This window comes from Rhodococcus sp. DMU1 (genome assembly GCF_012272955.1).
Lineage (GTDB): Bacteria > Actinomycetota > Actinomycetes > Mycobacteriales > Mycobacteriaceae > Rhodococcus > Rhodococcus aetherivorans.
The window spans coordinates 1,060,977-1,074,994 of record NZ_CP050952.1; the positions used below are offsets into that span (position 1 = coordinate 1,060,977).

The following is a 14,018-nucleotide window of genomic DNA, read 5'->3' on the forward strand; positions in this document are numbered from 1 at the left end:
TTCGAGGCCGGTCAGAGCCCCATCTGCTTGGCGATGATGCTGTGCTGGATCTCGTTGGTGCCACCGCCGACCATGCCGTGCTTGGCCTCGCGGAAGTAGCGCTCCATGTCGTACTCGGGCAGCGTCGCGTAACCGCCGAGGGCCTGCATGCCGTTGGTGGCCACCCGGAAGGCGGTCTTGGCGGCGAAGACCTTGGCCATGGAGACCTCCTTGAGCGCCTTCTCTCCACGGGCGAGCTTGGTGGCGGCGCTGTAGACCAGCAGGCGTGCCGCCTCGACCTCGCACTCGTCCTCGGCCATGCGGTGCTTGAGCACTTGGAAGGACGACAGTGGCCGGCCGAACTGGGTGCGGTCCTTGGTGTAGCGGATGGTGTCGTCGAGGGCGGTGCGGGCGTTGCCGACGTAGGTGGCTGCCAGGCTCAGGCGCTCCCATTCGAGGTGGCTGCCGACGACGGTCCAGCCGTCGCCCGGCTGGCCGATGATGTTCTCCACTGGGACGCGGGCGTCGGTGAAGAAGATCTCCGTCGTGCCGAGGCTGCGGCGGACGATGGTGTCGAGTTTGCGGACGTCGACGCCCTCGGTGGTGTTGGGCACCAGGATCATGCTCAGACCCTTGTGCTTGTCCTCGGACGTGCGGGCCATGACGGCGATGACTGTGCCCGGGAGGTGGGCTCCGGAGCAGAACACCTTGTTGCCGTTGATGATCCACGAGTCACCGTCTTGAACGGCGCGGGTGCGCAGGCCGGCGGCATCGGAACCGGCATTGGGTTCGGTGATGGAGATGCTGAACTTGATCTTGCCTTCCATGAAGTCCGGCAGGTACTTCTGGCGCTGCTCGTCGGTGCCGTGGAACGCAATGTTGGTGGCGGTGAACATCGAGGTCATGATCGCCGCGGCGAAGTCGAGGCTGTACTTGGCGATGGCTTCGCAGAAGATCGCGTACATCACCGGGTCGGCTTCGAGGCCGCCGTACTGCTCCGGGATGAGCAACCCGAGCCAGCCGCGGTCGGCGATCTTCTGGTACGCCTCCTCCGGGAACTCGCGGGCCTCGTCGTGCTTGCGGATGTACTCGATCCCGACCTCACGCTCCATGAAGGCGTGGACGGTCTCGTGCCACATCTGCTGCTCGTCGGTGAAACGGAAATCCATGAGTTCTCCTGGGGTGTGACGGGGGTGATATTCGGAGGACGCTGTGGTCTTGACCACCTTAACCGCATCTGATAGCAATAAACAAGTGATTGTTTTTTCAGCACCGTCCGCCCCGGTGTTCTCAGTCGGGCACCATGGAAAGATGTGAGCGTAGATGGGTCTGCAACACACGTACCAGGGCATACGAGTCCTCGACCTCAGCGAGAACATCGCCGGTCCCCTCGCGTGCATGATCATGGCCGACCTCGGCGCCGACGTGATCAAGATCGAACGCGCCGTCGGTGGCGATTCCACCCGGCTGCTCCCGCCGCAACGGGAAGGCACCGGAACGGTGTTTTCCACAGTCAACCGCAATAAGCGCAGCGTCGCCCTCGACCTCGCCACCAGGCAGGGGCGAGACGCCGTCCTGCGCCTAGCCCGCGACGTCGATGTGGTGGTCGAGTCGTTCCGGCCCGGTGTCGCCGAGCGACTGGGCCTCGGATTCGACGACGTCACCGCCGTCAACGACCGAGTGATCTACTGTTCGATCAGCGCCTTCGGCCGCGGACGACTCGGCCATGACCGCCCCGGCTACGACGCGCTGGTCCAGGCCTTCACCGGGATCATGAGTCTGACCGGTGACCCCGATGGCCGCCCGGCCCGCACCGCCCCCTCCCTCGTCGACATCTCCACCGGGATGTGGGCCGGCATGTCGATCATGGCCGCGCTGGCCAACCGGCCCCGTCAGGACGGTCCGGTCCGCCTCGAATCCACCCTGATCGACAGCGGCCTGTTCATGATGTGCCACCAGATCATCGGCCTCGTGGCCGCCGACTTCCACCCGCAACGACTGGGATCGGCCGCCCCCAGCACCGCGCCCTACCAGGAGTTCCCCACCTCCGACGGATCGATCATGGTCGCCGCCGCCACCAACCGACTCTTCCAAAAACTCTGCTCTGCAATGGAAGCCGAGGAACTCGTCGACGATCCGCGATTCGCGACCGTCACCGATCGGGTGCACCACCGCGAGGACCTCACCACCGAACTCGAGAAGGTGTTCGTCACCCAATCGTCCGGCTACTGGCTCGCGCGCATCGCAGCCGCCGGGGTGCCGGTCGGTCCCGTCCACTCCCTCGAGGAGGCCCTCGCCCACCCATTGACCAAGGAACGCGCACTGGTGGTCGACGACCCCGCTGCCGCACAGGTGCGCCTGCCGCTCGACCAAGACCGCGACCTGCCGCTCGTCTCTCCACCGCCGCTCGGCCAGCACACCGAGGACATCCTCCGTGAGGCCGGCTTCGCCCCCGAAGAGATCCGTGCCCTCGTATCCGCCGAGAACACCCTCCCGTGAACCGGAGACCCGCCGAGATGAATCCTGACACTACGACCGAACGCCGCTTGGCGCTGGAGCAACGGTACGCCCCGTGGCGGCCGCGTACCACCGCCCAACTGTTCGACGAGGTCGCCGCCGAGTACCCCGAGCGCCCCTTCGTCCTGACCGACGACCGCACCTACACCTACGCCGACATGCACCGGTGGACCCTTCGACTCGCCGCCGGACTGATGGCGGTCGGCGTGCGGCCCGGCGACCATGTCGCCGTGGACATGGCGAACTTCGCCGACTTCATCGCACTCAAGCTGGCAATCGCCCGGATCGGCGCGGTGTCCGTCGCGGTCAACTACCTGCTCCGGCACGAAGAACTGGCCTACGTGCTGCGCCAGTCCGACGCGAGCGTGCTGATCACGATGGACGAGTTCAGAGGGCTCGACTATCTGGACTGCCTCGACCGGATCGCTCCGGGCTGGGAGGACAACGGTGGGGGAGAGGCCCTGCCGCGGCTGCGGCACGTCTTCGTCCGCGCCGTGACCTCGGACCTGCCCCGCCGCGGCGCTCCGCTGTCCTGTATCGAGGCCGCCGGTGCCTCGATCCCCGACGAGCAGGTGCTCATGGTCACCCGCGGGGTCGGCGCGCGGACCGTCTCGGACATCCTGTACACGTCCGGGACCACGGGCAAACCCAAGGGGGTCATGCTCGTTCACGATGCGGTGACCCGCACCGCCTACAGCTCGGCCTATACGCGGGCCTTCCAGGACGGGCGTCGCATCGGCTACGCCCTGCCGATGTACCACGTCTTCGGCTACATCGAGGCGATGGTGGCGGCGATGTTCGTCGGTGGTGCCGTGGCACCACAGGTGACGTTCGATCCGGCGGCCATGCTCGCGTCGGTCTCACGCCACGACATCGACGAACTCATCTGCGTGCCGACGATGACCTCCCGGCTGCTCGACGCGGCCGCCGACGGAACCTACGACCTCTCACCCCTGTCGACGATGTTCTCCTCGGGCACCGCCCACAGCCCGGAGATGTGGCAGCGCATGCTCGACGTGCTCGGCGTCGAGGAACTGTTCACCGCGTACGGGCAGAGTGAGACCACCGCGTCGACGATGTGCACGCTGCCGGGAGACGCGCTGATCCGGTTCCAGACCACCAACGGCACCGTCAAGCCCGCCGGCGCCGCCGGCGACCCCGGCCTCGGCGCTGCCGTGGCGGTGTACAAGGTCATCGCGACCGACACCGGCGCCGATCTGCCGGTGGGAGAGATCGGTGAGCTCGTGGTGCGAGGCCCGGCGGTCACCCCCGGGTACTACAACAAGCCCGCCGAGACCGCGGCGCTGTTCACCGCGGACGGGTGGATGCGCACCGGCGACCTCGGTCGCCTCGACGCAGACGGTTACCTCACGCTGACCGGTCGGATCAAGGAGTCGTACCGCTGCGGTGGTGAGCTGGTGCTCCCGTCGGAGATCGAGGCCGTGCTCAACCGCCACGAGGCGGTGAAGGTGGCACACGTGGTCGGCGTTCCGCACGAGCGCATGGGCGAAGTCGGATGTGCCTTCGTCGTGCCTGCCGACGGCGCCTCGATCCAAGAAGACGAGTTGATCGCCTATTGCAGCGATCTGCTCGCCCGATTCAAGGTGCCGGCCCATGTCCTGGTGGTCGCCGAGCACGAGCTTCCGGTCACCGTGACAGGCCGGGTGCAGAAGTTCCGCCTGGTGCAGCGGGCGACCCAAGTGCTGGCCCAACGCGTCGAAACGGTGAGATGACCATGGCCCAACCCTCCAACGACATCGTCATCGTCGGCGGTGGCCTGGCCGCCGTGCGGACCGCGCAGGGGCTGCGGACCCTGGGCTACGACGGGCCGATCCGTCTGTATTCGAACGAGTCCGAACCGCCGTACGACCGCCCGCCGCTGTCGAAGGACTTTCTGACCGGTGAACTCGACACCGACGGCCTGCATTTGCTCCACGACAAGGCCCTGGCGAGACTCGACCTCGACATCCATCTGGATTCGGAAGTCGTCGCGCTCGATCCGGCCGGCCGCCGTCTGGCCCTTGCCGACGGCACCACCGTGCCCTACGGACGCCTCGTGGTGGCCACCGGGGCGCAGGCCCGCCGATTGCCGGGGTTGTCGCCCTCAGCGCGCATCCACTACCTGCGTACCGTCGACGATGCCCGTGCGCTACGCACGGCGTTGGCCGACGCCTCCCGGATCACGGTCGTCGGAACCGGCTTCATCGGGCTCGAGGTGGCCTCGTCGGCCCGCCACCTCGGTCTCGAGGTCGACGTCGTGGCCGCCGACGAAGGACCGATGATCGGCATCGTCGGTCGCCGGCTGTCCCAGTGGCTGACAGAGCTGCACACCGCGCACGGGGTGCGCCTGACCAATTCGGTCGTGGTGTCGTCGGTGGACGAGTCCGCCACGGGGGTGACCCTCACCCTCGACGACGGCACCTCCCGCTCCTCGGACATCGTGGCCGTGGGGGTGGGCGTCGGCCGCGAGCTGCAGTGGTTGCGCGAGGCCGGGCTCGAGGTGGACCGAGGCCTGGTGTGCGACGTCGACGGCCGCACCAGCGATCCGTTCGTCTTCGGTGTCGGGGACATCGTGTGCATGCACATCGGTCCCGAGCACGAGGACCTGCAGCACTGGACGGCCGCCGCCGACAGCGCCCGCCGCACCGCCCACGCATTGATGGAGGCCGAGCACTCCCACGACCCGGGCGACGGGTTCTTCTGGACCGAGCAGCACGGCCACCGATTGCAGTTCGTCGGTGCCGGCGGCACCGACGCCGAAGTGGACGTGCTCAGTGGATCGATCGACGAGGGGAAGTTCGTCGCGCACCTGCGCTGCGGGAGCACCGTCACCGGGGTGTTCGCCTCCAACAGTCCCCGCGAATTCCTCGAGGCGCGTCTGGCCTTTCAGAAGCAGGCCGCGGCCGGCGCCGTCGGCTGACGGCGAATTCTTACGATCAGGAGGTACCTGTGAGCATCGATATCGAACGCACCCTCCCCGTAGCGGACCGGGTGGCGATCACCGAGTTGTACGCGCGCTACTCGACGTCCTTCGACACCGGGGACGTCCCAGGATGCATCGAATTGTTCACCGAGGACGGCACATTCACCGTTACGGGGCGGGAACCGGTGGCGGGCACAGCGGCACTGGCGCAGTTCTTCGCCGCCGCGGCCCAACGGTCCGCCGGCACCCATCACATCGTCAGCAACATCCTGGTGGAGAAAATGTCCACGGATCGGGCGCGGGGCAGCGCGCGCGTGCTGGCACTGCGGGTCGACGGCGAGACCGTGCGTCTGGCCGCCCTGGGGCGGTACCGCGACGAGTTCGCCAAGGTCGACGGCCGTTGGCTGATCCACACCCGGTGCGTCGACTCCGGTGTGCCGGACTCGCTCGTCGGCGCCGTCGTCGTCCGGCCCGACTAGGCGTGGGCTGCGCCGTGGCCGACGCGCACGCTCGCCAGCACGATCTCGGCCACGCCCGCAGCGACCGCCTCGGCCGGCTCCGAGCCGTCCGCGGGCAACCATTCCGGGCACCAGTTCACCATGCCGAGGACGGCGCGTACGGCGGTCGGACGATCGAGGTCGGGGGCGAATTCGCCGGCCGCTACCCCGGCGTCGATGATGTCCCGGAGCCGGTGTTCGTAGGCGTAGCGCTTGGCCACGATCCGGGTGCGCTCCGGTGGTTGGATGTGGCGCCACTGGTGGTAGACGACTCGGGCGCGGTTGACGTCTTCGGCCACGACCCGCACGTGGGCCTCGACGAAGTGCCGCAGTTGTTCGGTCGGAGTGCCGGGCAACTCGGCCACAGCGTCGAGGTACTGGTCGATGCCGCTCTCGACGAGACTGACCAGCATCGTGTGCTTGCTGTCGATGTGGGCGTACACGCTGCCCGGCTGGATTCCCAGCGCCTCGCCGAGGTCGCGCACGGAGGTACCGGCATAGCCTTGCCGGCTGAACAGACGCACCGCTGCCGCCATGAGCCGTTCCTGCTTGGTCGGTTTCTTCGGTGCCGAAGCGCGGGCACGGGACTGCCGGGGCATGGCGCCTCCTTTCGAACGGGTGGCCGTGCAGTGCGGACACCACGGCATGACACCTGATTGTTCTCTACCCGGTTTCCGACGAGTACAGCGGTCTTGTTACCGGCCTCACCTGATGTTACATTCAAAAAACAAATGATTGTTCACCGCTCCTCGGTGACTCGAACGGAGGAAGTTCGATGAAGCAATTGGCCACCCCCTTCCAGGAGTACTCACAGAAGTACGAGAACATCCGCCTCGAACGAGACGGCGGCGTCCTCCTGGTCACCGTCCACACCGAAGGCAAGAGCCTGGTGTGGACCTCAACCGCACACGACGAGCTGGCCTACTGCTTCCACGACATCGCGTGCGACCGGGAGAACAAGGTCGTCATCCTCACCGGCACCGGCCCCTCGTTCTGCAACGAGATCGACTTCACCTCGTTCAACCTCGGCACCCCGCACGACTGGGACGAGATCATCTTCGAAGGCCAGCGTCTGCTCAACAACCTGCTGAGTATCGAGGTGCCGGTCATCGCGGCGGTCAACGGACCGGTGACCAACCACCCGGAGATCCCCGTCATGTCGGACATCGTCCTCGCCGCGGAGTCCGCCACCTTCCAGGACGGACCGCACTTCCCTTCCGGCATCGTGCCCGGGGACGGCGCCCACGTGGTGTGGCCGCACGTGCTGGGCTCGAACCGTGGACGCTACTTCCTGCTGACCGGCCAGGAACTCGATGCTCGCACCGCCCTCGACTACGGCGCGGTCAACGAGGTCCTGTCCGAGCAGGAGCTGCTGCCCCGCGCCTGGGAGCTCGCCCGCGGTATCGCCGAGAAACCGCTCCTGGCCCGCCGGTACGCCCGCAAGGTGCTGACCCGTCAGCTGCGGCGGGTCATGGAAGCCGACCTGAGTCTCGGCCTCGCGCACGAAGCGCTCGCCGCCATCGATCTGGGAATGGAGTCCGAACAGTGACCAGCACAGCACCCTCGACCGTAGCCGAGACGGGGACTTTCCACGTCGACCGCTACTTCGAGGACTTCCCGGTCGGCACGGTCTGCGTCACCGGCGGTCGCACCGTGGACATGTCCGACATCTCGATGTTCGCCGGCCTGACCGGCGACCACTATCCCCTGCACACCGACGAACAGTACGCCAGCCGAACCCAGTTCGGTACCCGAATCGCGCACGGGCCCTTCACCTTCTGCATCGCGGTGGGTCTGGTGGCCCTGGCCGGCTTCTACGGCGAAGCCATCGTCGCGATGCGCGAGGTCCAGTCGATCCGTGCCCTCAAGCCGGTGCGTCCCGGCGACACCGTGCACGTCCGGGTCGAAGTGGTGGCTGCCGAACCCGCACGAAAGCCCGACCAGGGCATCCTCTCCCTCGATTACACCGTGGTCAACCAGCACGACGAGACGGTGATGACCGTCCGAATGGTGTTGCTGGCCAAGCGACGTAGCCCCTTGGAAGGCTGACACATGACACTCTCTTCGACCGATCTCGGTTTCAACCCCATGGCGGGAAGCCCTCTCGAAGCAGCTTTCGTGGGTATCGCCGAAATCCCCTCCGGGCGCTATCCGAACCGCCCCTTCATCGGCTCCCTCGTCGAGGTCGCGGTCGCCGCGGTCCGCGACGCCGGCATGCAGATCTCCGACATCGACACGGTGCTGCTGATCCCGTGCCTGCACTCCGCGGACGATCAGGCCGACCTCATCTTCTCCCGTGTGGTGGAGGAACTCGGCCTGCACGGCCGCGCCAAGGCCAGCGCCATGCTGCACTCCGGCGGATCGACCAGCGACAACATCACCCGCACCGCCGCCGGCCTGATCGCCAGCGGACAGGCCAAGAACATCCTGGTGGTCCAGGCCGACAAGTGGGGCTCCGCCCCCGTCGCGGACATGGTCGACATGCTCAGCGGCTACGGCATCCCCCGCGAGTGGGAGCGCCCCACCGGCCTGACCTTCAACGCGGTCGGCGCCCTGATCACCCAGCGATACATGGCAGCGTCCGGCTCGACTCCGGAAGAGATGGCCGCGGTATGCGTCGCCCTGCGCCAGTGGGCCCGACTCAATCCGAATGCGATGTACAAGGACAAGGACCTGACCGTCGAGCAGGTGCTCGGCTCGAAGATGGTGTGCGATCCGATCCATGCCATGGAGTGCCCGATGTTGGCCGACGGCGCCACCGCGTACGTGATGACCAGTACCGAGAATGCCCGCAAGACGCATGACCGGTGGGTCCGGATCGCCGGCTCGGGCGGCTGCGTGTCGCACTACAGCATCGGTCAGGAGAACGACCTGGCCACCATGGGATGGCGGCGGGCCGGTGAACGCGCCTACGAACAGGCCGGCTGGGGCCCCGACGACGCCGACATCGCGCAGGTCTACGACTCCTATGCGGCCGTGCTGACCATCGGCCTCGAGGGCCTGGGCCTGTGCAAGCTGCATGAGGGCGCCCGGCTGTTCGCCGCCGGGGAGTTCTCTCCCGGCGGCCGCCTGCCGGTCAACACCAACGGCGGTCTGCTCTCGGCCGGGCACACCGGCGTCGGCGGCGGCACCGCCCTGCTGGTGGAGGGCATCCGCCAGCTCCTCGGCCGCGCCGAGGACGCCCGCCAGATTTCCGATTGCCGGCGTGCCGTCTGCGGCGGCTCCGGCGGCACCTATATGGACAGCCAGGTGCTCCTGCTCGAGCGCGTGGACAAGTGAGGGACAACATGACGACTTCTCTGACCGACGAGTACTACGCCGCGCTGAGCCGAGGCGAACTGGTGATCCAGCAGTGCGGTGGATGCCACAACCCCATCATGTACCCGAAGTACGTGTGCCCCTCCTGCGGCAGCACCGATCTCGGATGGACGCCCACTCCCGGCGCGGGACAGCTGCACAGTTTCGCGATTCAGCGAGTGGGGGCTCCAACCGGATTCGAGGACGACCTGCCGTACGCCGTCGGCGTGGTCAAGCTCGATGAGGGCGTCCAGCTCCTCGCCCGTCTCCGTCCCGATGCGAACGGCGGCTGGGACGCCTATCGCTGCGACATGCGGGTCCAGTTCGACACCACCCCGGACGAAGGCCGCCATATCGCCTGGTTCCGGGCGGAATAGGAAGCCGGTGCCGTGTCTATCCCCGAGATGAACATCGCGACCTTCCTCGCCAAGTCCGCAACCCACCACCCGGATCACCCGGCCATCGTGGCCGGGGCCCGGACCGTCACCTACCGCGAGTTCTACCGTCGTGCCCTGAGCATCGGCGGCGAACTGCTCGCCCGCGGGCTGCGTCGCGGAGACCGGGTCGCCTTCGCGCTGCACAACAGTCCCGAGGTCCTCGAGACCGTCTTCGGGTGCCTGGCCGCCGGGCTGGTCGCCGTTCCGATGAACGCCCGGCTGCACCCCAAGGAGATGGGCTACATCGTCCGCTCCTCGGGAGCGAAGGTACTCATCCACGGCACCGCCTTCACCGCCCAGATCGACGAGCACCTGGGCGAATTCGACGGCATGCAGTGGCGCTTCGAGGTCGGGGGCACCGCGGGCATCGAACCGTACGACCGCCTCCTCGACTCCGGCACGCCGCTCGAGGCGCCTGTGGAGGTGACCGCCGAGGACGCGAGCTGGCTGTTCTACACCTCCGGCACCACCGGACGCCCCAAGGGCGCGACCTGGACCCACCGGACCGGCCGCGTGGTAGTGATGAACTACCTCGCCGACGTCTACAACATCGACCATGACGATGTCGTGCTGCACGCCGCACCCCTGTCGCACGGTAGCGGAATCGTCGCTCTGCCCACCATCGCCCGGGGCGCAACCAACGTCATCCTCGATGCGCTGAGCTTCTCCCCGGAACTGCTGTTCGACACCGTCGCCCGGCACAAGGTCTCCCACATCGCCTTCCTCGCCCCCACCCAGATCGTCGCGATCCTCGACAAGTACGACCCGGACCGGTTCGATCTGAGCACCGTGAAGGCAGTGTGCTACGGGGGAGCCCCGATCTACCTCGAGCACCTCAAGGCCGCTGTCGAAACCTTCGGCCCGATCTTCGCGCAGATCTACGGCCAGGGGGAAGCTCCGATCACGGTCACCGGACTGACCCGGGAGATGCACGCCCGGTTCGCGGCCACCGACGATCCCCGCCTCGGATCGGCCGGCATAGCCCGCACCGACGTCGAGGTGCGGGTGGTCGATGCCGACGGCACTCCCGTCGCTCCCGGCCAAGCCGGCGAAATCATCGTCCGTGGCGACGTCGTCATGCGCGGGTACTGGAACAATCCCGAGGCCACCGCCGAGGCGCTGCGCGACGGATGGCTCTACACCGGCGACGTGGGCACCTTCGACGACCAGGGCTACCTCTACCTTCTGGACCGGACCAAGGACATGGTGGTCTCGGGCGGCAACAACGTCTACCCCCGAGAGGTCGAGGAAGTGCTGATCACCCACCCTGCGGTGGCCAGCGTGGTGGTCTTCGGCATCCCCGACGAGTACTGGGGCGAAGCCGTGCACGCCGTGGTCGTGACCGAACCGGGCCACCAGGTCACCGCCGAGGAGCTCATCCGCTTCTGCGGGGAGAACCTGGCCGGATACAAAAAACCCAAAGCCGTGGAGTTCGTACCGGAACTCCCGGTCAGTGCCTACGGGAAGATCCTGCGCCGCGAGGTCCGCGACCGCTACTGGGCCGGCCACGACCGCAAGGTCGGCGGCGGCGCACGCGGCGTGGCGACCGCGACGCCGTAACGACCTTGGCATGCCGGGCCGCCGCGACGGCGCCACGACCCTCGCGGTGGCCCGGCCGCCTCACAGAACCAGGAGTTTGCCGTGGACAGAGTTTTCATCGCCGGCGTCGGCATGACACCGTTCGTCAGCCGCACCGACCAGACCCTCGGCGAGATGGCAGCCGCGGCCGCCGCGCAAGCCTTGACCGACGCCGCCATCGAGCCCCGCGACGTCGGCCGGGTGTATTTCGGCAACGGCGCCGCCGGCCTGCTCACCGGCCAGGAAATGATCCGAGGCCAGGTGGCGCTTCGCCACACCCCCTTGGCTGGAATACCCCTGGTCAATGTGGAGAACGCGTGCGCCTCCGGCAGCAGCGCGGTGCTCGGGGCATACGACGCCATCCGCGCCGGCCGCTGCGACGTGGCCGTGGCCATCGGCGTCGAAAAACTCTCCCACAGCGAGAAACACCGCACCTTCGCCGCCATCCGCGGCGCGACCGATGTCGCCGAACTCGACACCGATGCTGCTGCCCAGGAACTGAAGAGTTCGGCCCTGCTCGACGTCTACGCCGCCGAGGCCCGCGAGTACATCGACACCTACGGCGCCTCGGTCGAAGACTTCGCCGCCGTGGCGGTCAAGAACCGCACTCACGGCGCCCTCAACCCCCGGGCCCAGTTCGGCACCCCGCAGACGATCGACGACGTGCTCGCCGCCCGCATGATCGTCGACCCACTGACCCTGCCGATGTGCTCACCGACCACCGACGGCGCCGCCGCCGTCGTGCTCGTGTCCGAGCGCTACCGCAACCGCAACGGGGCAGGCACGTGTCAGATCCGGGGAATCGACCTGGCCTCCGGCCACGGCGCCGGCTCGGAACCGGTCGCCCGCGCTGCCCGCGCCGTCTACGACGCCACCGGCATCGGCCCCGACGACCTCGACGTCATCGAGGTTCACGACGCCGCAGCACCGTCGGAGATCCTGCAGTACAGCGAAATCGGATTGTGCGAGGACGGGGAAGGACACCTGCTGCTGCGCAAGGGTCAGACCGCCCTCGGCGGCCGTACCCCCGTCAACGTCAGCGGCGGTCTGCTCAGCCGGGGACATCCCCTCGGCGCCACCGGCTGCGCCCAGATCGTCGAACTGTTCGACCAGCTGAGCGGACGAGCCGGAGCCCGGCAGGTCGAACGCGCCGGCGTAGGGCTGGCAGTCAATGCCGGCGGATGGCTGGCGGGCGCCTACGCCACCACCGTCGCCACCCTCCTCACGCGGTGACCGTCGTCGGCACCGTCCATCCAGCACCCAAGGAGACACCAGTGCGGCAAGACCTGGAAACGCTGTACTACGAGCAGGCCGACGACGGCGTCGTCGTACTGACACTCAACCGCCCGGATCGGGGCAACGGGGTCGTGCCGGAACTGGTCCGGGACTTCGTGGAGACCTTGACGCGGCTCGAGGCCGACAAGAGTGTCCGTGCCCTCGTCCTGACCGGCGCCGGGAAGCAGTTCTCCGCCGGTGCCGATCTGAAGGCGATGAAGGACTACCTCGAACATCAGCACCGCGTCGAGCACGAACCCTACAACGCCCGGGTACTTTTCCCCCTGACCCAGCGTGTCGTCGCATCCCGGCTGCCGACGATCGCGGCGATCAACGGGGGCGCCACCGCCGGGGGCCTCGACTTCGCCCTGGCATGCGACATCCGCATCTGCTCCACCAGAGCGAAAATGGGGGAGACCTACATCAACATGGGTCTTCCCCCTGGCAACGGTGGCTCCTACTTCCTGCCGCGACTCCTCGGATCGGGCATGGCGGCGGAATTGGCGCTGACCGGGGACGTCATCGACGCGCAGCGCGCTCTCGAGATCGGGCTGGTCAACCGTGTAGTCGAACCCGAGGACCTGCTCCCCGAGGCGGTGGCGCTGGCCGGCAAGATCGCAGCCAAGTCCTGGCGCGCGGTCGAGGCCACCAAACAAGCCTTGCGCTCGACGTGGCAAGTCGACCTGGCCACCTCGATGACCAACAGCTTCTGGGCGGTCTCGGCCCTGCACTACGGGCCGGATCTGCTCGAAGGGGTCTCGGCCTTCCTCGACAAGCGTCCACCACGCTTCAACGAGGATCGGACACACGCCGCGGATTCGCCCACCGCGGATCCGGCGGCATCGGCGCCCGCTCACGCCTCACTACAGTGACGCCTCACTACAGTGACACTGTGAGCACTTCGGAACGGGCACCTGCCGCCGCCACGCGCGAAACGATCCTCGCCGCGGCGACGGCACTGTTCGGTGACCTCGACTACCCGGCCACCTCCATCCGCGACATCGCCCGGGCGGTCGACATGCTCCCGGGCAGTATCTACGCCTACGTCGAGAGCAAAGAGGCGATCTTGTACGAGATCGTCTCCACCGGGATCGACCGGTTCGTCTCTGCGGTCGAATCCATCGACCCCGCCACCGCACCGGACGAACGACTCGAACAAGCCATCCGTGCCCACATCGACATCGTCGCCGAAAACCCGCAACGGGCCCTCGTCGTCTTCCATCAATGGCGGTATCTGGGCGACGAGTCCCGTGCCCAGGTGATCGCAGCCCGGCGCCGTTACGAAGAGTTCTTCCGCACCACCATCCGCGAGGGCGCCGAGACCCAGGTATTCCGCCCTGACCTCGACGTTCGCTACGCAACCTTGACGGTTCTCGGCGCGCTGAACTGGGCGCCGGAATGGATCCACGCCGACGATCCAGCGCGTGCGGACAGCGGGCGGAAGCTGGCAGACATCCTTCTCGCCGGGCTGCGTCCATTCGACGAGAATGCACCGTAGCGGTCGATGTCGCAGCA

14 protein-coding genes are annotated in these 14,018 nt (G+C 67.5%); 12 read left to right on the forward strand and 2 right to left on the reverse strand.

Going from position 1 to position 14,018, the window contains the following annotated elements; genetic code table 11:
* Positions 1–11: 11 nt before the first annotated feature.
* Positions 12–1,148, reverse strand: a complete 1,137-nt coding sequence (locus HFP48_RS05030) for an acyl-CoA dehydrogenase family protein (protein WP_006942948.1) — start codon at positions 1,146–1,148, stop codon at positions 12–14.
* A 154-nt stretch (positions 1,149–1,302) separates the two neighbouring features.
* Between HFP48_RS05030 and HFP48_RS05035 the strand changes: the two genes are divergently transcribed.
* Genes HFP48_RS05035 through HFP48_RS05050 form a run of 4 tightly spaced genes read left to right on the forward strand, consistent with a single transcriptional unit; the run spans position 1,303 to position 5,898 of the window.
* On the forward strand, positions 1,303–2,478 hold the full coding sequence (locus tag HFP48_RS05035) for a CoA transferase (protein ID WP_006942951.1): 1,176 nt from the start codon (positions 1,303–1,305) through the stop codon (positions 2,476–2,478).
* Between the two features lie 17 nt (positions 2,479–2,495).
* Positions 2,496–4,229: an AMP-binding protein gene (locus tag HFP48_RS05040; RefSeq protein WP_044476297.1), complete on the forward strand. Its 1,734-nt coding sequence runs from the start codon at positions 2,496–2,498 to the stop codon at positions 4,227–4,229.
* A gap of 2 nt (positions 4,230–4,231) precedes the next feature.
* Entirely contained in the window at positions 4,232–5,416 is a 1,185-nt protein-coding gene (locus HFP48_RS05045; RefSeq protein ID WP_006942957.1) for an FAD-dependent oxidoreductase, read from the forward strand.
* Between the two features lie 29 nt (positions 5,417–5,445).
* On the forward strand, positions 5,446–5,898 hold the full coding sequence (locus tag HFP48_RS05050; RefSeq protein ID WP_006942960.1) for a nuclear transport factor 2 family protein: 453 nt from the start codon (positions 5,446–5,448) through the stop codon (positions 5,896–5,898).
* On the opposite strand, the gene HFP48_RS05055 is transcribed toward HFP48_RS05050, so the two are convergent.
* A complete protein-coding gene (locus HFP48_RS05055) occupies positions 5,895–6,515 on the reverse strand; it encodes a TetR/AcrR family transcriptional regulator (RefSeq protein WP_006942961.1) in 621 nt (206 codons plus the stop codon). The genes HFP48_RS05050 and HFP48_RS05055 overlap by 4 nt on opposite strands.
* Before the next feature lie 176 nt (positions 6,516–6,691).
* Between HFP48_RS05055 and camK the strand changes: the two genes are divergently transcribed.
* The 8 genes from camK to HFP48_RS05095 all read left to right on the forward strand — a co-directional run bounded on the left by camK (position 6,692) and on the right by HFP48_RS05095 (position 14,001).
* The gene (gene camK, locus HFP48_RS05060) at positions 6,692–7,465 is read left to right on the forward strand and encodes a 6-oxocamphor hydrolase (RefSeq protein WP_006942964.1); all 774 of its coding nucleotides are present in this window, start codon (positions 6,692–6,694) and stop codon (positions 7,463–7,465) included.
* Positions 7,462–7,965: a MaoC/PaaZ C-terminal domain-containing protein gene (locus tag HFP48_RS05065; RefSeq protein WP_006942965.1), complete on the forward strand. Its 504-nt coding sequence runs from the start codon at positions 7,462–7,464 to the stop codon at positions 7,963–7,965. The genes camK and HFP48_RS05065 overlap by 4 nt, the downstream gene beginning before the upstream one ends.
* A 3-nt stretch (positions 7,966–7,968) precedes the next feature.
* Complete coding sequence (locus HFP48_RS05070) at positions 7,969–9,195, forward strand: thiolase family protein (protein WP_065923018.1); 1,227 nt, start codon at positions 7,969–7,971, stop codon at positions 9,193–9,195.
* An 8-nt stretch (positions 9,196–9,203) separates the two neighbouring features.
* Positions 9,204–9,590 carry an OB-fold domain-containing protein gene (locus HFP48_RS05075; RefSeq protein WP_006942967.1) on the forward strand — a complete coding sequence of 129 codons (387 nt, stop codon included), beginning with the start codon at positions 9,204–9,206 and terminating at the stop codon, positions 9,588–9,590.
* Positions 9,591–9,602: 12 nt separating this feature from the next.
* On the forward strand, positions 9,603–11,210 hold the full coding sequence (locus HFP48_RS05080) for a long-chain fatty acid--CoA ligase (protein ID WP_006942969.1): 1,608 nt from the start codon (positions 9,603–9,605) through the stop codon (positions 11,208–11,210).
* A gap of 81 nt (positions 11,211–11,291) precedes the next feature.
* Entirely contained in the window at positions 11,292–12,461 is a 1,170-nt protein-coding gene (locus HFP48_RS05085; protein WP_006942971.1) for a thiolase family protein, read from the forward strand.
* Positions 12,462–12,502: 41 nt separating this feature from the next.
* Positions 12,503–13,375, forward strand: coding sequence for an enoyl-CoA hydratase-related protein (locus tag HFP48_RS05090; RefSeq protein WP_065923017.1), 873 nt, complete (start codon positions 12,503–12,505; stop codon positions 13,373–13,375).
* 20 nt (positions 13,376–13,395) lie between these two features.
* Entirely contained in the window at positions 13,396–14,001 is a 606-nt protein-coding gene (locus HFP48_RS05095) for a TetR/AcrR family transcriptional regulator (protein WP_006942975.1), read from the forward strand.
* Positions 14,002–14,018: the final 17 nt, after the last annotated feature.

Bases quoted from the DNA above. Each gene is read 5' to 3' on its own strand.
- HFP48_RS05055 (WP_006942961.1), bottom strand. From the start codon at position 6,515: ATGCCCCGGCAGTCCCGTGCCCGCGCTTCGGCACCGAAGAAACCGACC.
- camK (WP_006942964.1), top strand. From the start codon at position 6,692: ATGAAGCAATTGGCCACCCCCTTCCAGGAGTACTCACAGAAGTACGAG.
- HFP48_RS05030 (WP_006942948.1), bottom strand. From the start codon at position 1,148: ATGGATTTCCGTTTCACCGACGAGCAGCAGATGTGGCACGAGACCGTC.
- HFP48_RS05070 (WP_065923018.1), top strand. From the start codon at position 7,969: ATGACACTCTCTTCGACCGATCTCGGTTTCAACCCCATGGCGGGAAGC.
- HFP48_RS05045 (WP_006942957.1), top strand. From the start codon at position 4,232: ATGGCCCAACCCTCCAACGACATCGTCATCGTCGGCGGTGGCCTGGCC.
- HFP48_RS05075 (WP_006942967.1), top strand. From the start codon at position 9,204: ATGACGACTTCTCTGACCGACGAGTACTACGCCGCGCTGAGCCGAGGC.
- HFP48_RS05035 (WP_006942951.1), top strand. From the start codon at position 1,303: ATGGGTCTGCAACACACGTACCAGGGCATACGAGTCCTCGACCTCAGC.
- HFP48_RS05040 (WP_044476297.1), top strand. From the start codon at position 2,496: ATGAATCCTGACACTACGACCGAACGCCGCTTGGCGCTGGAGCAACGG.